At 67.1% G+C, this 20,195-nt stretch carries 17 protein-coding genes and 1 tRNA gene; 6 read left to right on the plus strand and 12 right to left on the minus strand.

The genetic code is table 11. The features are described from left to right. Positions 1-33: 33 nt before the first annotated feature. From PW734_02545 to PW734_02555, 3 genes are read right to left on the minus strand one after another with little or no spacing between them, the layout of a single operon-like run. The gene (locus PW734_02545) at positions 34-492 is read right to left on the minus strand and encodes a DoxX family protein (GenBank protein ID MDE1170080.1); all 459 of its coding nucleotides are present in this window, start codon (positions 490-492) and stop codon (positions 34-36) included. Positions 493-523: 31 nt separating this feature from the next. Continuing rightward, a complete protein-coding gene (locus PW734_02550) occupies positions 524-1,141 on the minus strand; it encodes an NAD(P)H-dependent oxidoreductase (protein MDE1170081.1) in 618 nt (205 codons plus the stop codon). A gap of 20 nt (positions 1,142-1,161) precedes the next feature. Continuing rightward, complete coding sequence (locus PW734_02555) at positions 1,162-1,857, minus strand: pirin family protein (protein MDE1170082.1); 696 nt, start codon at positions 1,855-1,857, stop codon at positions 1,162-1,164. A gap of 87 nt (positions 1,858-1,944) precedes the next feature. Here PW734_02555 and PW734_02560 point away from each other — a divergent pair, with 87 nt between their 5' ends. After that, positions 1,945-2,829 (plus strand): LysR substrate-binding domain-containing protein, encoded by an 885-nt coding sequence (locus tag PW734_02560; GenBank protein MDE1170083.1) that lies wholly within the window; start codon positions 1,945-1,947, stop codon positions 2,827-2,829. Here PW734_02560 and PW734_02565 read toward each other — a convergent pair. The 3 genes from PW734_02565 to PW734_02575 all read right to left on the minus strand — a co-directional run bounded on the left by PW734_02565 (position 2,826) and on the right by PW734_02575 (position 5,038). Continuing rightward, complete coding sequence (locus tag PW734_02565) at positions 2,826-3,674, minus strand: oxidoreductase (GenBank protein ID MDE1170084.1); 849 nt, start codon at positions 3,672-3,674, stop codon at positions 2,826-2,828. The genes PW734_02560 and PW734_02565 overlap by 4 nt on opposite strands. Positions 3,675-3,717: 43 nt before the next feature. Then, entirely contained in the window at positions 3,718-4,707 is a 990-nt protein-coding gene (locus PW734_02570; GenBank protein ID MDE1170085.1) for a trypsin-like peptidase domain-containing protein, read from the minus strand. Positions 4,708-4,967: 260 nt separating this feature from the next. Next, positions 4,968-5,038 (minus strand) — tRNA-Gly (locus PW734_02575). A 73-nt stretch (positions 5,039-5,111) separates the two neighbouring features. Between PW734_02575 and PW734_02580 the strand changes: the two genes are divergently transcribed. Together PW734_02580 and gpmA are read left to right on the plus strand one after the other, a co-directional pair. Next, positions 5,112-5,468, plus strand: coding sequence for a DUF6504 family protein (locus tag PW734_02580; GenBank protein ID MDE1170086.1), 357 nt, complete (start codon positions 5,112-5,114; stop codon positions 5,466-5,468). Positions 5,469-5,472: 4 nt separating this feature from the next. Beyond that, the gene (gene gpmA, locus PW734_02585; GenBank protein MDE1170087.1) at positions 5,473-6,165 is read left to right on the plus strand and encodes a 2,3-diphosphoglycerate-dependent phosphoglycerate mutase; all 693 of its coding nucleotides are present in this window, start codon (positions 5,473-5,475) and stop codon (positions 6,163-6,165) included. A 1-nt stretch (position 6,166) separates the two neighbouring features. On the opposite strand, the gene PW734_02590 is transcribed toward gpmA, so the two are convergent. Further along, positions 6,167-6,745: a flavin reductase family protein gene (locus PW734_02590; GenBank protein ID MDE1170088.1), complete on the minus strand. Its 579-nt coding sequence runs from the start codon at positions 6,743-6,745 to the stop codon at positions 6,167-6,169. A 46-nt stretch (positions 6,746-6,791) separates the two neighbouring features. On the opposite strand from PW734_02590, the gene PW734_02595 reads away from it, so the two are divergent. From PW734_02595 to PW734_02605, 3 genes are all read left to right on the plus strand, one after another. Continuing rightward, complete coding sequence (locus tag PW734_02595) at positions 6,792-8,087, plus strand: iron-containing alcohol dehydrogenase (protein ID MDE1170089.1); 1,296 nt, start codon at positions 6,792-6,794, stop codon at positions 8,085-8,087. Positions 8,088-8,135: 48 nt separating this feature from the next. Continuing rightward, positions 8,136-8,810 (plus strand): MarC family protein, encoded by a 675-nt coding sequence (locus PW734_02600; GenBank protein ID MDE1170090.1) that lies wholly within the window; start codon positions 8,136-8,138, stop codon positions 8,808-8,810. A 63-nt stretch (positions 8,811-8,873) separates the two neighbouring features. After that, the gene (locus tag PW734_02605) at positions 8,874-11,339 is read left to right on the plus strand and encodes a hypothetical protein (GenBank protein ID MDE1170091.1); all 2,466 of its coding nucleotides are present in this window, start codon (positions 8,874-8,876) and stop codon (positions 11,337-11,339) included. Positions 11,340-11,342: 3 nt separating this feature from the next. Here PW734_02605 and PW734_02610 read toward each other — a convergent pair whose 3' ends face one another. From PW734_02610 to PW734_02630, 5 genes are all read right to left on the minus strand, one after another. Beyond that, positions 11,343-13,328 (minus strand): hypothetical protein, encoded by a 1,986-nt coding sequence (locus tag PW734_02610; protein MDE1170092.1) that lies wholly within the window; start codon positions 13,326-13,328, stop codon positions 11,343-11,345. Then, positions 13,329-14,699, minus strand: a complete 1,371-nt coding sequence (locus tag PW734_02615) for an FAD-dependent oxidoreductase (GenBank protein MDE1170093.1) — start codon at positions 14,697-14,699, stop codon at positions 13,329-13,331. Positions 14,700-14,777: 78 nt separating this feature from the next. Continuing rightward, complete coding sequence (gene vccD, locus PW734_02620; protein ID MDE1170094.1) at positions 14,778-15,395, minus strand: Verru_Chthon cassette protein D; 618 nt, start codon at positions 15,393-15,395, stop codon at positions 14,778-14,780. Beyond that, positions 15,392-19,216: a Verru_Chthon cassette protein A gene (vccA, locus tag PW734_02625; GenBank protein ID MDE1170095.1), complete on the minus strand. Its 3,825-nt coding sequence runs from the start codon at positions 19,214-19,216 to the stop codon at positions 15,392-15,394. Before vccA ends, vccD begins: the two co-directional genes overlap by 4 nt. Next, the gene (locus PW734_02630) at positions 19,189-20,193 is read right to left on the minus strand and encodes a prepilin-type N-terminal cleavage/methylation domain-containing protein (protein ID MDE1170096.1); all 1,005 of its coding nucleotides are present in this window, start codon (positions 20,191-20,193) and stop codon (positions 19,189-19,191) included. The genes vccA and PW734_02630 overlap by 28 nt, the downstream gene beginning before the upstream one ends. Between the last annotated feature and the right edge of the window lie 2 nt (positions 20,194-20,195).

The following is a 20,195-nucleotide window of genomic DNA, read 5'->3' on the forward strand; positions in this document are numbered from 1 at the left end:
ACCGAGCGGTCTATTGCAACTGGAAAGTTGCGGTTAGGCCGTTTTCTCGCCGATCACCTTGTCGAGGGAGAAGCGGCCGGCCCCCTGGATCACCAGGGCCAGGGTGAGGCCGAAGACGAGGAGGAAGTATTCGATCCCCTCCCCCTTCTGGGCGTTCATCCAGTTCATGAAGAAGCCGTTCTGCCAGTGCACCAGGGTCATGGCGACGAACATGTTCACGAAAAGGGCCAGCGCCGCCAGGCGGGTGAAGAACCCGAAGAGGAGGGCGAAGGGAGCCAGGAACTCGGTCAGGATCGGCAGGACGGCCAGCGCGTAGGGCAGGCCCATCTGCGTCGTGAAGAAGCCGACGGTGTTGTGGAAGCCGAAGCCGCCGTACCAGCCGAGGACCTTCTGCGCCCCGTGGGGGAAGAAGACGACGGCCAGGGAGAGCCGCAGGAAGAGCGGCGCGGTGAGGGCGGGAGTGGCGGTGAGGGTGTGGAGGAGTTTTTTCATGAGAGGGGTGGTTAGAAGGAGTCTTTAGGATTTAGAACGCGGCGGCCAAAGCGCCAGCCTTTTGCGTCGCGGCGGCGAGGGCCTCCGGACCGCCGAGGGTCGGCTCGACGAAGAAGTCCTGCACGTCGGTGACGCCGATGAAGCCGAGGACCTGCTTGAGGTAGGCGCTCTGCGCGTCGTAACCCTCCGCGCCGGTGCCGGGACCGTAGGCGCCGCCGCGGGCGTAGACGGCCAGGGCCTTCTTCCCGGTCACCAGGCCGGTGTAGCCGGTTTCCGGGGAATAGGAAAAGGTCAGGCCCGGCTGGACGACGATGTCGATCCACTGCTTGAGCTTGTAGGGGATGCCGAAGTTCCACATTGGCAGGGAAAAGACATATTGGTCGGCGGCCTTCAGCTGGTCGGCCAGGGCGGTGACGGCGGCCCAGGCCCGCGCCTGCTCCGGCGTGTGCGGCTGGCCGTGGAGGATGGCGTATTTGCCTTCCAGGGCGGGTCCGTCGAACTCGGGCAGGTTGGCCTGCCAGAGGTCGAGGGTCTCGACGGTGGCGCCGGGCCGGGCGGCCAGGCGGGCTTCGAGGAACTTCTCCGCGACGGCGCGGGAGGCGGAACGCGCCCCGCGCGGCGAGGCGACGATATGGAGGATCTTGGACATATGAGTTTTCCGGTTTTGGTTTAGTTGAGGTCGAAGAAAAGGAAGTGGGCGGGACCGGAAGCGGCCAGTTCGGCAGCCGCCTCCCCGCTCAGGGCGGCGGCGTCGCCCGGCTCCAGGTGGACGCCGTTGACCTCCAGGCCCCCTTCGATGAGCTGGACCCAGCCATGGCGGCCCGCGGCCAGGGGCTGGCGCAGCCGCCCGCCCGCCTCCAACCGGCCCACGTAGAGGTCGACATCCTGGTGGAGGGAAAGGGAACCCTCCCGGCCCTCCTTGGAGGCGGCCAGGTGGAGCCGTCCCGCCGGGGCCTGGGCGAAGGACTTTTCCCCGTAGGCGGGAGCGACGCCCTTCTTGTCCGGCACGATCCAGATCTGGAGGAAGTGGACCGGCTCGGCCGCGGAATCGTTCAGCTCGCTGTGGGAGATGCCCTTGCCCGCGCTGATGCGCTGCACCTCTCCCCGGCGCATGACGGCGGTGTTCCCCATCGAGTCCCGGTGGCGCAGCGCGCCGTCGACGACGTAGCTGATGATCTCCATGTCCCGGTGCGGATGGGTGCCGAAGCCCCGCGCCGGCGCCACGCGGTCCTCGTTGATGACGCGTAAGGCGCGGAAGCCGGCGTGCTCCGGGTCGAAGTAGTCGGCAAAGCTGAAGGTGTGGCGGGAGTCGAGCCAGCCGTGGTCGGCGTGGCCGCGCTCCCCGGACTTGCGGATCGTGATCATGGAAATATCCATAGTCCGCCGCGGGAAAATCCCCAAAGACCATGTTGCTTGGCTAACGATGCCTTTTGGGTATGCTCGGTCCCAGCCATGGAACTGCGCCACCTGCGCTACTTCGTCGTCGTCGCGGAGGAGCAGAACGTCACCCGCGCCGCCGCGCGGCTGCACGTCTCCCAGCCCCCGCTCAGCCGCCAGATCCGGGACCTGGAGGAGGAGCTGGGCGTCCCGCTTTTCCATCGGACGGCCAAGTCCGTCTCCCTCACGGAGGCCGGGAAGGTCTTCCTGGCGGAGGCCCGCTCCGTCCTTTTCCAGGCGGACAAGGCCATGGAGGCGGCCCGCGCCGCCGCGCGGAACAGCCAGGGCGCGCTGCGGATCGGCTACGCCCCCTCCCTCACCGTCGACCTGCTGCCGCAGGCCTTGCGCCGGTTCGAGGAAACCCACCCCCGCGTCTGCATGACCCTGCTGGACCTCACCAGCGAAGAGTGCCGCCAGAAGTTGGCCGCCGGGAAAGTAGACCTGGCCCTCACCGTCCGCCCGCCGAGGGGCGCGCTCAAGGGCTTCCGCTTCGAGGAGCTGGCGCGCCACGAGACCTGCTGCGCCCTCTCCCTGCGCCATCCGCTGGCGGCGCGGCGCTCCCTCCCCTGGCGGCTGCTGGAAAAAGAGCGCCTCATCATCTACGCGCGGGAGGATTACCCCGAATACCTGGAGCACCTGCTGCGGCTCTGCCGGGAAAACGGCTTCACCCCGCTCCTGGGAGAGGAGCAGGACGGCGTCAGCGGCCTGCTCACCGCCGTGGAGGCGGGGCGGGGCGTCGCCATCGTCTCCGGCGGCGTCCGCGCCCTGGCGGGAAAGCGGGTGAAGATCCTCCCCCTGACGCCGAAGGCCGACCCGATCCTCGTCGGCGCGGTCTATCGGGAAAATCCCCCGCCCCTCGTCCGGGATTTTCTCAAGGCCCTGTCCGGCAAGGCGGGCTAGCCCGCCTCCGGATAATCGGCGCCCACCGTCACCTCCCGCCAGGCGGAGAACTCCTCCTGCATCTGGGCGAACTTTTCCTGGACCTTCTCGTAGGCGAAGCGGCCCAGCAGCAGGCGGCGGGGCGGCTTCGGAGCCGTCACCGCCTGGACGATGGCCAGGGCGGCGCGGACCGGATCGCCCGCCTGGTTGCCGTGGCGCGTGTCCAGGGCGGCGCGCGCCTTGCCCGCCGTCTCCGCGTAGTCGGCGATGACCTCCTTGGCCCGGACCAGGGAATCGCCCAGGAAGTTGGTGCGGAACGGGCCCGGCTCCACCAGGGTGACGCCGACGCCCAGCGGCGCCGCCTCCGCCGCCAGCGAGTCGGAAAGCCCCTCCAGGGCGAATTTCGTCGCGCAGTAAATGCCCGCCCCCGGCACGCCGACCAAGCCGCCGAAGGAGGAAAGATTCACGATATGGCCCGCCTTCCGCTGCCGCATGGAGGGAAGGACCGCCCGCGTGAGCCGCAGAAGGCCGAAGACGTTGATTTCAAACACGGCCTGGGCCTCCTCGTCGGAAACCTCCTCCACCGCGCCGTAGATGCCGTACCCGGCGTTGTTGACCAGGACATCGATCCGGCCGAAGCGCTCCAGCGCCGCCCGCACCGTCCCGGCGATGGAGGCCGGATCGCGCAGGTCCAGGGACACGGCCAGAAGGCGGTCCGCCGCCTGGGGGAAAGCCGCGGCGACTTCCGCCGGCTTGCGGGAGGTGGCCACGACCGCGTCGCCGCGGTCCAGGGCGGCCCGCACCAGCTCCAGGCCGAAGCCCTGGGAAGTGCCCGTGACGAACCAAACTTTTTGAGGGGAAGACATGCCGTCCACTATAGACGATCGGGGCCGTTTACACACCTGCGTTTCACGCGTCGGTCCGGGGCGTGATCCAGAGATGGACCAGCCGGTGCCCGCGCAGCACGGTCAGCCGGGACACCTTCTCCGGCTCACGCAGGACCAGCAGCCGGTGCAGCTCGTGGACGCTGGTCAGCTCCTCGTGGTCCAGCCAGACCAGCACATCGTTCGTCTCCACCCCGGCGGCAACCGCGGCGGAGCCGGGAGCCACCCCGTAGACCAGGATGCCCGTCCGCTGCCGGATCTTATGGAAGCGGGCCACCTTCTCATGGATGGGGACGTCCTGCCCGGCCACGCCGATGCGGCCGCGCCGGATGCGCCCCTCCTTGATCAGCCAGCTGACGATGAACTCCGCCGTCTTGCTTCCGATGGCGAAGCAGATGCCCTGCGCCGCGGCGATGATCGCCGTGTTCACGCCGATCACCCGCCCCCGCGCGTCCAGGAGAGGGCCGCCGGAATTGCCGGGGTTGAGCGCCGCGTCGGTCTGGATCACGTTGTCGATCAGGCGCCCGGTGCGGGCGGGAAAAGTCCGCCCCAGGGCGCTGACGATGCCCGCCGTCACCGTGTTGTCAAAGCCCAGGGGATTGCCGATGGCGATGGCGATCTGGCCCACCCGCACCTCCTCCGAGTCGGCGAAGGCGATGTAGGGCAGCTCAGGAGGGTCGACGCGCAGGACGGCCAGGTCGGTGTCGGGATCGTCCCCCACCACCTCCGCGCGGGAAACCCGCCCGTCGGAAAGCTGCACGCGGAGCCGCTCCGCTCCGTGAACCACATGGCTGTTCGTCACCGCCAGCCCGTCCGGGGAAATGAGGAAGCCCGAACCGCTGCCGCCCTGCCCCCGGGCGGCATGGGCCTGGATGTGGACCACGGCAGGGCCGGCCTGCCGCACGGTCTGGACCACCGCGCGGGAATAGGCGTCCAGCAGCGCCCCGTCGGGCAGGGCCTGCGCGGGATGGGGCCGGTCCTCCCCGGACCGGTCGCTGGCGGGTTGGATGCTCATGGTACAAACAAAGCACCGTTCGCCGATTTGTCCAATAGATCGTTACTTACGAACAAATAGCGGCGCTGAAGGCGCAGCCGTCTTTCCTGGGGTTAAAAAAGGGGGGATTTGCGCTGTTCTTCGAACAGCGGGTGAAGGGAATCGAATTGGGCTCCCGCCCCTGCGGTTACTTTTCCCTTTCTTGAGATTTTTGCGCTGCCGCGCAAAGGGCAGTCTCGTCCCTCGGGTTCGAGGGAGGAAATTTGCGCTGTTCTTCGAACAGCGGGTGAAGGGAATCGAACCCTCGTCTCAGGCTTGGGAAGCCCGCATTCTACCATTGAACCACACCCGCGCGCTTTGGACCGAATGACCTTACCCGCCCCCCCGCCGCAATCCAGCACGAAAAAATGTGCTAGAATGAAGCCATGGCCCGCAGGTTCGTCAGCGCTCCCTTGCAGCCCGCCTCACCCGGCTTCGACGCGGGGGCGATGGCCCGCGGGGAACCCGGCCTGCCCCTTTCCTTCCTCTGGGAAGAGCGGACGCTGACGATCGCCGAGGTGCTGGAACGCGGCCGCGCCTACGGGGACTGCACCCACGGCAGCGGGGAGCGCTACCTGCGCCGCCACAGCTGGCGGGTGCGAACGACGGACGGGGCCCTGGCGGAAATTTACTTCCAGCGCAGCTTCGGCCGCTCCCGCTTCCAGGGAAAGGCCCGCTGGTGGCTGCGCTGGATCGAGGAAAAGGAGAAGGCCTCGCCCCCGGAACCCAAGGGGCTATATTAGACCCATGCCCCAGCTCGTCCTCATCCGCCACGGCGAATCGACTTGGAATAAGGAAAACCGCTTCACCGGCTGGACCGACGTGGACCTGACGGAAAAAGGCCTGGAAGAGGCCCGCCAGGCCGGCCGCATCCTGCATCGGGAGGGATTCTCCTTCGACCTGGCCTTCAGCTCGGTCCTCAAGCGCGGCATCCACACACTCTGGGAGGTGCTGGACAAGATGGACCAGGTATGGATTCCCGCCGTTTACGATTGGCGGCTGAACGAGCGCCATTACGGCGCCCTGACCGGCCTGAACAAGGCGGAGACGGCGGAACGCCACGGCGCGGAGCAGGTCCACCGCTGGCGGCGCGGCTACGCGGACCGGCCGCCCGCCCTCTCCCCGGACGATCCCCGCGCCAGCTACACCGACCCGCGCTACCGGGACGTGCCCCGGGAGCGGATCCCCCTGACGGAGTCCCTGGAAGACACGGTCGCCCGCGTCCTGCCCTGCTGGGAGGAGCGCATCGCCCCCGCTCTGCGGGAGGGGAAGCGGGTGGTGATCGCCGGGCACAACAACTCGATGCGCGCCCTCATCAAGCACCTGGACCACGTTTCCGACCAGGACATCTCCGCCCTGGAGCTGCCGAATGGCGTGCCGCTGGTCTACGAGCTGAACGAGCGCCTGGAATCCCAAGGGCGGCGCTACCTGCGGGAATAGCTCAAAAGGTGGAGCTGCCGCGCCACTTGGTGAACTTGCGGGCGCGGTCGACGGTCTTTCCGTTGGTGAGGAAGATCCCCTCCCCGCAGTAATGGAGGGTGGGCGGATACTTCGGCGCGGGGGCGGCGTGGGCCTTCACCACCTCGAAGATGAAGAAGTTATACTTCGCCACCAGCCGCGCGTCGGCCACGCGGCACTCGAAGCTGGCGACGCACTCCCGGATGAGCGGCGCGCCGACGCGGGCGGCCTTTTCCGGCGTGAGGCCGAAGCGCTCGAACTTGTCGACCTCGTCCCCGTCGCAGTTGCCGATGCCGACGACCTGGTCGACCATGGCGGCGGTGGGCACGTTGATCACGCACTCCCGGCTGCGGCGGATCATGTCGAAGCTGACGTTGCCCCCGGCGATGACGCAGCCGACGAGCGCGGGGGAAAACTCCATCATCGTGTGCCAGCCCATCGTCATCACGTTGCGCCGCCCTTTCCAGGCGGAGGTCACCAGGACGACCGGCCCGGGCTCCAGGTAGCGGCGGATCTTGTGGGTGGGGAAGTCCTTCTTCGCGTAGGCTTTCAGGCGGGGCATAGGAGGAAAGATAGCACCGCCGGGCGCAATTTGCTTGGATAGAGGGATGCCCCGCTATTTCAACGGCGTGATCGGCGAGCTGGCCGCCGGCCGCTGGCGCGACGCCACCGGCAAGGCCTGGACGATCCCCGTGGAGAAAGTCGCCATCGCCGACAGCCTGGAGGGAGAGGAGGCCGCCCTGGTCCTCCCGCTCCACGCGGGGAAAAGGATCACCGTCGTCAGCGGCCCCCACACGCACGAGGCGCTCGGCGCCCGCGTGGCCCGCGCCCTGGGGGCCAAGGAATTCGTCTGGCGGAACCCCCGCTGCACGGGCGAGGGGGTGGAGGAGCTGATGGCCGCCGTGGCCGACGCGGAGGCACTCGTCGCCGTCGGTTCCGGGACGATCGGCGACAGCGTCAAATACGGCGCCTTCCTGACAAAGCGGGACTACTCCGTCTTCGCCACCTCCCCGATGAACGCCTACACGGCGCCGACCGCCTCCGTCTCCTTCGACGGGTTCAAAAAGTCGCTCTCCTGCCGCGCGGCGCGCGGGGTCTTCGTCGACCTGGCCGTGCTGGCCCGGTGCCCGCGCCGGCTGGTCGCCGCCGCCTTTGCCGACGCGCCCGCCTCCCGCACCGTCTCCCAGGTCGACTGGCTCCTCTCCCACCTCCTCCTGGGCACGCCCTACCTGGAGGCTCCCTACGACCTGCTCTCCGCCGACGAGCCGCTCCTCATGGCCAACGCGGGCCGCCTGGCCGCCGACGCGGAGACGCTGGCCGCCCTGGCGCGCGCCTGCGCGGCCGTCGGCGTCGGCACCTCCATCGCCGGCACCACGCACCCCAGCTCGATGGGGGAGCACCTCATCTCCCACTACATCGACATGTTCGCCGGAAAAGACCACCCCGGCAGCTCCCACGGGGAGCAGGTGGCCGTCGCCTCCCTCACCCTCTCCCGCCTGCAGAACCGGATGCTGGAGAGCGAGGCGCCCCCCGTCCTGCGGCCCGCCGCCGTCCCGGAAGCGGAGCTGCGCCGCCGCTTCGGCCCCACCGCGGAGACGATGATCGCGGAAGCCGCCAAGAAAGCCCACGCCGCCGCAGCCCAGACCGAGGCCGCCAACACCCTCCTGCGGGAAAAGTGGCCGGAGTTCCGCGCCCGGCTCCGCGGCGTCCTGGTCCCCTACCCGGAACTCCACGCCGCGATGAAGGCCGCCGGGTGCCCCCTCTCCGCCGCCGACCTGGGGCTCAAGCCGGAGTTCTACCGGGACGCCGTCCGTTTCAGCCGCTTCATCCGCGACCGCTATTCCTTCCTGGACCTCGCGGCGGAGAGCGGCCTTCTGGAATCCTTCATCGCGGAAACCGAATAAGGTGGCGCGGCGGGCGTTCTTGGCTCATCGTCCTTCCCCCCTTTTCCCATGAGCAGCCTGCTGTTGAAAAACTTCCTCGTCGTCTACGCCGCCCTCTTTCCCATCGTCAACCCGCTGGGGAACGCCCCCATCTTCCTGGAAGTGACGCGCCACTGCTCCCCGGCCCTGCGCTACAAGCTGGCCTGGCGCGTCACCCTGGGCAGCTTCCTCCTCCTGCTGGCCTCCCTCTTCCTGGGCTCGCACGTGCTGGAATTCTTCGGCATCACGCTGCCGGTCGTCCGCGTCGCGGGCGGCCTCGTCGTGGCCACCGTCGGCTGGAGCCTGCTCAACCAAGGCCCCAGCCCGGATGACGCCGACGCGGGCGCTCCCCGGCGGCTGGACGACGCCAAGGTGGCCCGCCAGGTCTTTTACCCGCTGACCATGCCGCTGACCGTCGGCCCCGGCTCCATCGCCACCGCCATCGCGCTGGGCAGCCAGAAGCCGCTGGCCCACGCCGGGCTCCAATCCTTCGTCCTGGAGGCGGTGGCCGCCATCGGGGCCCTCGCCGCCGTCGCCGCCACCATCTACTTCTCCTACCGCTTCGCCGACCGGCTGGAGCGCGTCCTGGGGCCCAACGGCACCAACGTGCTGGTCCGCCTCTTCGCCTTCGTCCTCCTGTGCATCGGCGCGCAGATCATGTGGGCCGGCGCCGCCGAGCTGATCGAGCAGGCCAAGCATTTCTAAACCCGCCCCGGGCGAGCAATCCGCCTTGAGTCGGCCCCCGGCTGCCGCCAGTCTGGAGGGCCCATGAAGACGCTCTCCCTCGACGGCCGCTGGAACCTTCGCAGCCGCTCCGGTGCATGGTCCGCGCCCGCCCGGGTCCCCGGCGACACCCACAGCGCCCTCCTGGCCGCGGGGAAGATTCCCGACCCGTTCCAGGGCCTGAACGAGCTGGCCGTCCAGCCCCTCCACCAGGAGGACTGGATCTACGAGCGGACCTTCACCCTGCCCCCCTCCTGGCTGGAGGAGGACTCGATCCTCCTGGAAGCCGACGGCCTCGACACCGTCGCCCGCATTTTCCTCAACGGGCGCCCCCTGGCCCGCACGGCCAACGCCTTCCTGCGCCACCAAATCGAGGCCAAGCGCCTCCTCCGCCCGGGGAAGAACACCCTGCGCGTCGAGATCGCCTCGCCGGAAAAGGCCGCCCGCGCGGAGGCCGCCCGCCTCCCCTACCCGGTTCCCCACACCAGCGCGCCGATCCAGTCCCCCCACCGCAACCTCCTGCGCAAGCCCCAGTGCCACGGCGGCTGGGATTGGGGCCCCTGCCTCATGGTCTCCGGCATCGGCGGGATGCGGCTGCGCGCCTCCACCGGCGCGCGGATCGAGGGGCTCCGCGTCACTCAGCGGCACGGCCGCGCGGGCGGGCCGGTCGTCGTCACCGTGGAGGCGGAGGTCTTCGCCCACCGGGCCCACACGGCGGACGTCTCCTTCGCTCTCGGCACGCGGAAAGAAACCGGCCGCGCCGTTCTGAAAGCCGGGCGGAACCTCGTCACCCGCCGCCTGCGCGTGGAAAAGCCGCGCCTCTGGTGGCCCAACGGCCACGGCGCGCAGCCGCTCTACCCGCTCGTCGTCCGCGTCGGCGCGGACGAGGCGCGGGAGCGCATCGGCCTGCGGACCCTCCGCGTCGAGAACCGCGAGGACAAGAACGGCCTCTCCCTCACCTTCGTCGTCAACGGGCGGCCCCTCTTCGCCAAGGGGGCCAACTGGATCCCCGCCGACGCGCTGCCCCAGCGGGAAACCCGCGCCGCGTGGGAAGACTGCCTCTCCAGCGCCGCCGAGGCGCACATGAACATGATCCGCGTCTGGGGCGGCGGCCGCTACGAGGACGACGCCTTCTACGACCTCTGCGACGAGAAGGGCCTGCTGGTCTGGCAGGACTTCATGTTCTCCTGCGCCACCTACCCGGGCACCCCCGCCTTCCTGGAGAACGTCCGGGAAGAGGCCCGCTGGCAGGTCCGCCGCCTGCGCAACCGCGCCTGCCTGGCCCTCTGGTGCGGGAACAACGAGGACCTCGGCGCCCTCACCTGGTACCCGGAAAGCCGGGAGAATCGGGACCGCTACCTCGTCGACTACGACCGGCTGAACGAGGGGGTCCTGGGCGCCGCCGTGCGGGAACTCGACCCCGAGCGCCTCTTCTGGCCCAGCAGCCCGTGCGGCGGCCCGGGCGACTACTCCGACTGCTGGCACGACGATACCCGGGGCGACATGCACTTCTGGAGCGTCTGGCACGAGGGGAAGCCCTTCGAGGCCTATCTGGATATCCGGCCCCGCTTCTGCTCCGAGTTCGGCTACCAATCCTTCCCCTCCCCGTCCGGCATCGCCGCCTACGCGCCGCGCGACCAGTGGAACGTCACCTCCCCGGTGATGGAGCACCACCAGCGCAACGCCGCCGGGAACACGCGGATCACGGAGAACATGACCCGCTACTTCCGCCTGCCGGAAGGGTTCGAGAATTTCCTCTACCTCAGCCAGGTGCAGCAGGCACTGGCCATCCGCACCGCCGTGGAGCACTTCCGCCGCCTGCGGCCCGTCTGCATGGGCGCGCTCTACTGGCAGCTCAACGACCTCTGGCCCGTCGCCTCCTGGTCGTCGCTCGAATACGGCGGCAAGTGGAAGCTCCTCCACTACGCGGCCAAGCGCTTCTTCGCCCCCGTCCTGCCCACCGCCGTGGCCGCGGCGAACGGCGCGATCGAGATCTGGGCCGATAACGACACCGCCGAGGCCCTCCCCGCCGCCGTCCGCGTCCGGGCGATTGGGTTTTCCGGCAAAGCGCTGAAGACCGTCCGCTTCCGCGCGCGGCTCAAGGCGGGGGCGAGCGCGCGGCTGCGCTCCTTCACCCGCGCCGCCCTCCTGGGCACGGCGGCGGACGAGGCGGCCTTCCTGGCCGTGGAAATCGCCGCGGGCGGGAAGACCACCCGCAACGAGCTTTTCCTGGCGCCCTACAAGCGGTGCGCGCTGGAGAAGCCCCGCATCGCCCTGGCGGTGCGGGCGGAAAAGGGCGGCTTCGCCGTCTCCCTCAAGGCGGACAAGCCCGCCTTCTTCGTGACCCTCGACCCGCAGGCGCTCCCCGGCCACTTCGACGACAACGCGATCACCCTCCTGCCGGGCGAGACGCGCGTGCTCCGCTTCCGGACGAAGGGGGCGAAGGCCGTGACGCTGGCCGCGTTCCGCAAGGCGCTCACCCTGCGGCACCTGCGGGACACGTATGCCTAAAGCCTAGGCGTCTTTCTTCTTCAGCGCCGCCTCGTCCAGATTCCGATGGGCGTGGACGGTGCCGTCGTCCAGCGGATTGACGTGCTCCGCCTTCAGGTGGCGAAAGAGGGCCCGCATATCCCGCAGGCCGCCCCAGGTGAACCAGACGCCGGTGACGCAGGCGAAGAAGACCGGCAGCCCCAGGCCGACGACGTGGTAATAAGCCGCCCAGGTCTCGTTCCTCCACGGCGCCACGACGTTCCAAACCGTCCCCACGACGAAGACGGTGAACCAAAAGAGGCTCCAGCTGAAGAGGCCCCCGGCGATCCAGCGGTCTCCCCGGGTGAAGTTCTCGTCCATGCCGATCAGCTTCCCCAGGTGGCTCTCCTTCCGCCGCGGCGTGGGCGCCTCCCCCAGCTCCGGCTTAAGTGCGGCGTAGGGCCCGCGATGGAGCATCCGCTCCAGGTTGAAGTCCTGCCGGCAGGTCAGGAGGGAAACGCCGACGTAGCATCCGATGGCGATGAGGGAGGAAAAGAAGGCGATCTGGATGCCGTTAAGGAAAAAGTGGTGGCCGTGCGCCGCGGCGACCTGCTGGCAGACGATGCCGCCGAAGGAAAGCGCCGAGCCGACGACAAAGGCGCACCACGCCCCGGCGGCGGTCCCCTTCCTCCAATAAAGGCCGCCGATGATCGCCGCGCCCGCGCCGCCGACGAAGATGGCCTGCGTGACGCTCCACCACATGTTCACGTAGTCGGCCAGGTGAAAGAAACACCCGAAGAAAAAGGCGAAGGCGGCGACGCCCAGGATGGAACAGCGCAGGACCAGGAGGTGCGCCTTCGGGCCAAAGGGCTTCCGGCGCAGCGGCACGATGAGGTCCTGGACGAAGATGCTCCCCCAGGAGTGAAGGTGGGTCGCGTCGCCGCCGAAGATGCCCATGAGGAGGATCGCGCAGAAGATCCCCTTTACCCCGGCGGGAAGGAACTGGGCCATGGCCAGCGGCGCGGCCATCTGCTTGCGCGTCTGGGGATTGGCGATCTGGTCGGCCCGCTCATGGACCTGCGCCGCCCCGGCGGCGAAGTCGGGGTGATTCAGGTAGGTGAGCGCGCAAAGGGCCAGGAGGGCGATCACGGCGGCCTTCCCCATTTCCCGCCAGGCGGTGAGGACGTTCCCCATCCGCCCCTCGTGCGGCGTCAGGGCCGCGCCATTGTAGGCGCCGGAGTTCTGCCACGCCATCGTCCCGTAGACGGCCAGGAAGAGGGCCATGAAGAAGTACCAGATGTTGAAATCCTTCACGCCGAAACCGTCAAACGGATTGACCAGGGAATGCCGCGGCGGCTGATTCAGCAGCACGTCGTGCATCTGGTGCCAGGAAAAGAGGGAGAACAGGGTGAAGATGATGACCAAATAGAAGATCTGGGAGAAGATCCCCTCCAGCGTGTTGATGACCATGACGGTCACCACGCCGCCGGAAAGGGAGATGAAGAGCGTGATCCCCAGGAAGAGCGCCATCAGCGGGATGTAGGAGGGGATGGAAAGGGAAAAGACATGGAGATGCTGCGGAATGCCCAAAAAGTAGGTCAGGATGCGCGCGCCGATGGCCGGGCCGATGCCGAAGTTGAGGATGCCCGCCAGGAAGGCGATGAGGCCGGTGAAGAGGCGGAACGACTTGTTGTACCGGATCTCGAAAAACTGGGCCAGGGTCATCGCCCGCGTCTCCCGGTAGCGGTAGGTGACGAAGCCGGAGATCTTCAGCAGGATGCCGATGGGGACGCTGGCCGCCAGCCACCAGTTGAAGGCGAAGCCGCTCTGGAAAAACAGCTCGAAGGCGGCGACGAAGACGATCGCCCCGGCCTGTAGCTCGCCGCCCGCCACGCAGAGGAGGTAGCGGCCCGCCGAACGGCTGGCCGACATGAAGTCGGCCACGCTGCGGACATAGCGCCGCGCGTAAAGCCCGACGGCGGCGACCGTCAAGAGCGGCAGGACGACGAAGGCCCAGTCGAGCCAGTCCATTTAGTGAACCGCCTCGGCAGGCATGGGGGGAAGGTAAGCGCCCGCGCGGGTCAGCCGCTCCCGCAGCGCGGCGACGTCGACGTCGCGCGGGCGGCCCGCATGGCGCTTGGCCGCGACGGCCGCGGCCGCGCCCGCCGCCTCGCCCATGGCCAGGCAGACCGACATCACGCGGACGCTGCCCTGGACGATCTGCTCGCAGGAGATGGAACGGCCCGCCACCAGCAGGTTCTCCACGCCCTGCGGCAGGAGGCAGCGGTAGGGAATGCCGTGGGACTCCCCCTTGCCGTAACGGAGGGAGGCCTGCTCCCACTCCTCATGGTGCTCCGGCAGGCTGGCGATGGCGTCCTTCGCCCAGTGGACATCGATGAAGTAGGAATTGCGGCAGATCTCGTCCGGGAAGGACCTGCGCGCGATGTAGTCGGAAAGCGTCAGCTCGTAATCGCCCACGATCCGGCGGCTCTCCCGGATTCCCATGAGGGAGCCGGTGCTGGCCAGGAAGGCGTTGCCGAAGGCGGCGGGGAAAAACTCCGCCAGCGCGTCGCGGAACTGCTGGGCCATCTTCCGGCCGTGCACCAGCGCGGCGGAGACGGTCTCCGGCCTCGTCGCGTCGACGTCCCAAAGGTGCCCCGCGTTGAAGCCCACCGTGTCCGGCCCGATGAGGGCCACGCAGATGTGCGCGTCCGGGATGAGCGGGTAGCGGCCCGACTTGAGGATGTCGAAGATCGCACTCTTCGGGTTGGAGGCGTGGAGAGGCTCCCCCTTTTGCAGCGCCTCGATGTTCACACTGGCCAGGGTGAAACAATGGGTGGAGGGCATCAGCTTCTCCCCTTTTTCATCCCCCTTGTGGAAGGGGACGCCCGCCCACGCGGCAACGTCGGCGTCGCCCGTGGCATCGACGTAGACCTTCGCCCGCAGGGCGGCCATGCCCCCCTTGTTCGCCACGATCAGGGTGTCGATCCGGTCCTCCTTCCGCTGGACGGCGGCCAGGAACGTGTTGAAGCGCACGGTCACCCCCGCGCCGACGACCAGGTCGTCGTAGATCCGCTTGAGCCGCTCGGAATCGATGGGGACCCAGTTCACATCCTCCTGCTTCGAATAGGGCAGGCCGACCTTGCTCGCCTCGAAGACGCGCTCGGCGATGCCCCGGTAAATGATCTTCTCCCCGTCGCCAAAGGGGGTCCAGGCAGGGACCAGGGCGGACGTGCCCATGCCGCCCAGGCTGCCCGTGGCCTCCAGGAGAAGCGTGCGCGCGCCGTCCCGCGCGGCCGCGGCCGCGGCGGCGCAGCCGGCGGGGCCGCCCCCCGCCACGATGACGTCCCAGGAGTCGTCGAGAGGAAGCGGCGCGGAAGAAAACGTGTAGGTGGAAGCCATGGAATTACATTAATCCTTTGCCCCGGCGGAGCGAGGAAAAGGTCGGTTCGGTTTTACTCAAAAGCTTACAGATTTTGCTCATGGCGCGTAATGGAAGATGCGGCCCGTGAGCGGGTCGAGCTGGAGGGTGACGAAGTTGGCGGGCAGGTTCCCCGCCTTGATCGCGGCGTGGGCCAACACCAGCGTGAAGAAGGAATTCGTGGCGGTCAGGGAGGCGGGCAGGCCGTCGATGTTGAAAAGGATCGGGATGTAGCGGTAATTGGCGCGGATCACCGGCAGGAGAAAGGAGCCCGTCTGCGTCTGCTGCTGCAGGAGGGGAGAGGCGGCCGCGTTCGTGCTGACGATCACCGGCTTCGGGAAATAGACCACCTTGTCCACCGCGTTCGTCCCCGCATCGGGATCCAGGAGGAAGGTCTGCATCGCCCGGAAAACGGTGGGGGAGCCCGTGTCGTGGGCCTCGTAGGAAGGCAGCTGATAAAGGCGCACCTCCACCGGCAGGCGCCGGGCCAGCGCCAGCTGCCGCGCCTGGGTGAACTCGGCCAAAGCCGCCTCCCGCGCGGAGGAGAGGCTGGAGGCGGAGGAAATCGAATGGAAGGAGGCGGCGCCGATGCCGACCAGGATCGTCATGATCGCCATGACGATGAGAAGCTCCACCAGGGTGAAGCCGCGCGGAGCGGAAGGAAGGAGCGGCTTCACGGCGGGAACTGTTTCGAGGAGACGACGCGGAAGCGGTAATACTGCCCCAGGGGCGAGGAAGGCGAGCCCCCGGCCGTCGAATAATTGGGAATCTGGGTATTGTTCGGGTCGATATAGCGCTCGATCAGGCGGGAGCCGCGCGCTTCCGCGGTGACCAGATCGATCCCCTCCCGCCATTGGTTGGGCGCGCCGCCCAATTTCTTGAGCGTCTGCACGCGGTAATGGATGGTGAAGGAATTCGATTTGGTGGTCAGGCGAGGATAGATGTCCGCGTAGGGGCGCTCCTTGCTGTTGTCGCCTGTCAGGAGGTGGCTTTCCCAATACTGGCGCATCGAGCTGCCGTCGGCGCTATAGCGGGCATTGGAGTCGCTCGTGTCGTTCGGAACGAGGTCGAGGGAGCAGATCTCGGCCGGAGAACGGAAGATGTCGTCCTTGGCAAAGCGGGCCTGGAAACCCTTGATCGTCTCCGCGACGTTCAGGTCGTAGCGGAAGTCCCTCGTCTGGTAATTATTGTAGCCGCTGGCGCCCTGCGGATTGAGTTGTTTATAGCAAGCCGCCGCACTCACGGCATGGGCATTGGCATACCTGTTGGCGATTGCCAGAATCCGTTCACTTTTCAGAACGGCGCGGACACCCGTATCCCGGTTAATGTAAGTAAACGGAACAATTTGGTAATTCATATTGATCCGGCCAGCGGTAGAGAGGGGCTCACTGATGGCGTAGGGCTCCACCACGGGCATCGTAAAGAGATCGAGTAAAAGGTAGTCCGGCGGCGTGGTAAAAGGCAGCCCACTCGTGGGGGTGCCGTTCCCCTTGTGCCTATGCGTGGAATCCGGATGGAAGAGCAAGGTCTGCCAGGGCTGGGAAACGGCGCTTTTAGCGCTAGCAATGACACCTGTCGGCAACGAGCCGAACATCACTGCCGAGGGAATCTGACGACTGGGAGAGAAATAGACCGACTTGATCGCAGTGTAGTCGGCGGAGTTGTCATAATAGGCGGGGTTGCCGGTAGTTCCTTCGTCAGCCTTGTTGATATAGGCCCCATCCATTGCATTAGCGGTGCCGTTATCCCAATCGCCCGGAGGATTTCCCGTACTCCATGAATTGGTGCTGCCGGAAACCACGCCATTATTCGTGGCGCAGATGCCGTCGGGGGTCGTGGTCGTTGAGCTTCCAGTCATGGCGCTTGCGGACCACTGATTTCCTTTCGGCGGCCAAGGGGGCACAGCCGTGCCAAAGACATAATTGCCGCTAATCCAATACCCATAAGGCACTGCGGCCAACGAGCCAACGGAACCCCCATAATAGTTGCTGCCGTCCGGCTCGACAAAGCTATGCGCCATACCGGCCGGGACGGTTGTCCCCGACGGTGCCGCCGTCATTCCATAGTAAGCATGCTTTCCGTATTGCCGGGCCGTTTCCGTCGCGTCGATTTGATGGCGGCCCGCGATGAGGCGATAATCCCCGCTGACGCTTTGGATGCTTTGCAAGATATCATACTGACTGATGGAATAAGGGTCCTTCCGATAATCGGAGCCCCCCCACGCCTGAAAGCGGGAGGTCAAATCCCTGGCGTCCATCGTTCCAATGGCGGTCGGGCTCACCATGGCGGGAAACGCAAAGTTGCCCGCCGGGAACACGAGGTGAATGGTCTGCACCACGGTACCGCTGTACATGACGTCCACGTCGCACTCGCCCCCATTAAAGGTAAAGGTTTGCGGATTGTTAGTGACAGCCGGATCGGGAAAATCGGCGAAGTTGGGAGCGGTGTCCGACTGCGTGATGAAAGCATGCGGAGCCGTCGTGGTTCCGGTGTAAGGCCGAAAAAGACGGAAACCCAACGTCCCCCCCCAATGCCGCATCACCTGGGTGTTTCCCCCATTGGTTCCGAGGGTGCCCGCCCGGAACATAACGCGGCTCGTGTCATTGATGAGCCAGCTCATGGTGGGATTGCGCACGCTGAGCGTAATATTGCTGGGATAAATGCCCGGGTAGCCTTCCGAAGGGTCGAACAATTCGAATACCAGAGCCGCTTGCAAACGAATGTGGCTTGAGTCAGGCGTGGTGGCGGTAGCAACAGTGGTGCCCACCGCCCCGGCTGCCTTATGCCGGACGAAGAGGATGCCCACCTTCGAGATGGTGGGGAAACGGCCAAATCCCTTGGTGTCGGTCAGCGTGTCATAAGTCGGCAACACCATCCCGCCCGGCGTGGTGGTGTTATTCGCATTGGCTGCCTTCGGCGTGAAGGGCGTGGCACCGGTGGAAGAATCATAAATATTCGTGCAGCGAATGTAATCGAAAATTTCCACTAGGATCTGATCCAGCTCCGTACCGCCACCCTTGCCGGTAGGGGTGTTGTATTTGGCGCCGAAGCTGCCGCCGAATCCCGGAATCGACTTCGCGCAGAGGGCGCGTAGATAGCTTTTTAAGTTCTGGTTGTTGCCCAGATTCAGCTCGTTCTGGGAGGTCCAATCGCTGCGTTGGAAGTAGTAGGGAATCTTGTTGATGGTGGAACAGAAGGCGATGAGCTGATCCAGGGTGGTTCGCTTGGAAGAGGCGACGTTCTCCGGCCAGATGCAGACGCGTGGCTGGTTGAAGAGATTCACGTCCGGCGAACGGCTGTTCGCGGTGACGAAGAACCGGGCCTGCTCCACGGCCGTTGGATTGAAGGAGGGCTGTACGGTGCGGTTCGGCTGGAAGAGCAGTTCGTCGGACGACGCATAAAGACGGTCGGTCCGGGGCGTCAGCGCAGCGGTTGCGGTCACCGTCCCCGACTGGGAGCCGCCCGATACCAGATTCGGCGTCAGATTGTAGTAAGGAGTGTATAGGGTCTGATTGCCGGAGGTGATGTTCGTTCCCAACTGCGTGGGCACCGGCAGCAGGGATCCGAACACCGCGCTGAGGCTGGTGGTCGCCGGATGGCCCGGGTAGCGCTGAAACTCGTTCTGCACGGGCGGCTTTGTCGCCAGGGACACATCGTATGTGGAGGCCACCCGGGGCGTGTCGGTGAAGACGCCTTCTCCCGCCGTGTTCAGGTTGACCTTGCCCGTCTCGTCGTCGGCCCAGAAGGCGATGCGGCCGACGATCGGGTTGGCCGTCGTGGCCCCGGCCACGGTGGCGGCCGTGCCGCTGCCCGCCTCCGGCGGGGCGACCGTGCCGTCCTGCAGAACGTAGAGCCACTGGACGGGAAAGGGCGCCTGGCTGGGCGTGTCGGAGCCGGAGGCGGGCTTGACCGGCGGGTTGGTGACGGCGAAGCCTTCCGGCGCCAGATTGGAGCCGCCGCTGGGGAAGACGTAGTTGCCGCCCGCGCCGGCGACCAGGTCACCGTCGAGGATGGGGTAGTGGCGCACGCCGCCTATGGTGGCCGGCTCGTTCAAGTCGGTGTAGTAGGCGGTGTCCTGGTACCAGTTCGTGACCAGGTCGGCGCTGACGCTGGTCATCGGCGGCCCGTTGCCGACCATGTCGGGGGCGGAGTAGAGCTTGTAGAACTTCACCAGGTTGCCCTGGGTGTCGTAGGTCCGGATCATGCCGGGCTGGGAGGCCCAGGCCACGTCGGCCCCGGCGCCGCCGGCGCGGCCCTGGGTGGCGTCGAAGATCTCCGCCTCGACGAGGTTGACCGCCGTGTCGGCCAGGAGGGAGACGTGGCTCCCCTCCGCGTAGACGGCGGAGTTTTTCACCTCCGAGGCGCCGCCGGCCAGGAAGGCGAGGATCAGCGAGGCGGAGATGACCAGGCTGGCCAGGACGAGGAGGAGCGCGGCGCCCCGGCGGCCACGGCCCGCGCGGCGGAATCGGGTTAACTGCTGCCGTTGCTGCTGCTCCATGGGGCTCCTTGGATGATGATCTTAGCACGGAAAAAACGGTGCGTCAGCGGGACGCGGTTGCCGGCGGCGTTGCCCGGCGCGGCGCTGAGGATGGAGTCGAGGGAGGCGATGTCCGCCTCCAGCTGGCCGGGGTCCTTGAAGAGGGTGTCCTGGCCCAGGTGCGGCGCGGCGGACGTGGCGCAGACTTTCCGCGCGGAGACCTCGTCGATGGCGGCCATGAAGACTTCCAGCACGGGCGGCAGCTGGTTGTAGTAGCTGGGGTTGGCGGCGTCGTGGGAGTCGTAGTCGTAGCCGGAGGGCAGCGGATTGGTGAGGGAGGGGTTTTCCGGCACCAGGACCAGGGTGACGATGTTGACGGCGAAGTCCCGCGCGGAGTTGGAGACGGCGTCGTTGATCCAGCTCGTGCTGCTGGCGCCGTTTTTATAGACCATCATCGCGTCGGTCGGCTGGAGGACCTGGTGAAGGCGGAAGCGGTAGGGATTGGAATTGGCCCCCAGCAACATGTCGAGGAAGGCGGGCCGCAGGGTGCTGCGGGAGTAGTCGACGTAGAAGCCGCAGACGTTGAGCAGGCTGTCGAGCGGCGCGTAGGCGGTGTTCGTCGTGTAGCCCAGAGGGGCTTGGAAGAAGACGGCGTGGCCGACCTGGCTGGGCAGCCCGGTGACGGAGGCGGTGCCGGAGATGAAGCGCAGGTCGGAGGCGCGCTGGTAGGAGGTGGGCTGCCCCCCCTCGTAGTTCACCTGGTAGTAGGTGTTCAGGGTGGCGGCGCCCAGGCGGCGGGTGAGGACCTCGAAGATCGCGCGCGCGTTCTGGAACGACTCGCTGCGCGCCACGGCGCTGGTCCAGGCGCGCCCGGTGGTGTTGATGATGGCCAGGAGGACCAGCAGGATGACGGTGAGGATCGCCATGCCGACCAGCATTTCCAGGAGAGTGAAGGCCCGCGGTAAGGCGGGCCGGGGCTGGCGCGGCGGGCGGCTCATGG

The organism is Verrucomicrobium sp., assembly GCA_028283855.1.
Taxonomy (GTDB): Bacteria; Verrucomicrobiota; Verrucomicrobiia; order Methylacidiphilales; family GAS474; genus GAS474.

Bases quoted from the DNA above. Each gene is read 5' to 3' on its own strand.
- PW734_02545 (MDE1170080.1), bottom strand. From the start codon at position 492: ATGAAAAAACTCCTCCACACCCTCACCGCCACTCCCGCCCTCACCGCG.
- PW734_02550 (MDE1170081.1), bottom strand. From the start codon at position 1,141: ATGTCCAAGATCCTCCATATCGTCGCCTCGCCGCGCGGGGCGCGTTCC.
- PW734_02555 (MDE1170082.1), bottom strand. From the start codon at position 1,857: ATGATCACGATCCGCAAGTCCGGGGAGCGCGGCCACGCCGACCACGGC.
- PW734_02560 (MDE1170083.1), top strand. From the start codon at position 1,945: ATGGAACTGCGCCACCTGCGCTACTTCGTCGTCGTCGCGGAGGAGCAG.
- PW734_02565 (MDE1170084.1), bottom strand. From the start codon at position 3,674: ATGTCTTCCCCTCAAAAAGTTTGGTTCGTCACGGGCACTTCCCAGGGC.
- PW734_02570 (MDE1170085.1), bottom strand. From the start codon at position 4,707: ATGAGCATCCAACCCGCCAGCGACCGGTCCGGGGAGGACCGGCCCCAT.
- PW734_02580 (MDE1170086.1), top strand. From the start codon at position 5,112: ATGGCCCGCAGGTTCGTCAGCGCTCCCTTGCAGCCCGCCTCACCCGGC.
- gpmA (MDE1170087.1), top strand. From the start codon at position 5,473: ATGCCCCAGCTCGTCCTCATCCGCCACGGCGAATCGACTTGGAATAAG.
- PW734_02590 (MDE1170088.1), bottom strand. From the start codon at position 6,745: ATGCCCCGCCTGAAAGCCTACGCGAAGAAGGACTTCCCCACCCACAAG.
- PW734_02595 (MDE1170089.1), top strand. From the start codon at position 6,792: ATGCCCCGCTATTTCAACGGCGTGATCGGCGAGCTGGCCGCCGGCCGC.
- PW734_02600 (MDE1170090.1), top strand. From the start codon at position 8,136: ATGAGCAGCCTGCTGTTGAAAAACTTCCTCGTCGTCTACGCCGCCCTC.
- PW734_02605 (MDE1170091.1), top strand. From the start codon at position 8,874: ATGAAGACGCTCTCCCTCGACGGCCGCTGGAACCTTCGCAGCCGCTCC.
- PW734_02610 (MDE1170092.1), bottom strand. From the start codon at position 13,328: ATGGACTGGCTCGACTGGGCCTTCGTCGTCCTGCCGCTCTTGACGGTC.
- PW734_02615 (MDE1170093.1), bottom strand. From the start codon at position 14,699: ATGGCTTCCACCTACACGTTTTCTTCCGCGCCGCTTCCTCTCGACGAC.
- vccA (MDE1170095.1), bottom strand. From the start codon at position 19,216: ATGGAGCAGCAGCAACGGCAGCAGTTAACCCGATTCCGCCGCGCGGGC.
- PW734_02630 (MDE1170096.1), bottom strand. From the start codon at position 20,193: ATGAGCCGCCCGCCGCGCCAGCCCCGGCCCGCCTTACCGCGGGCCTTC.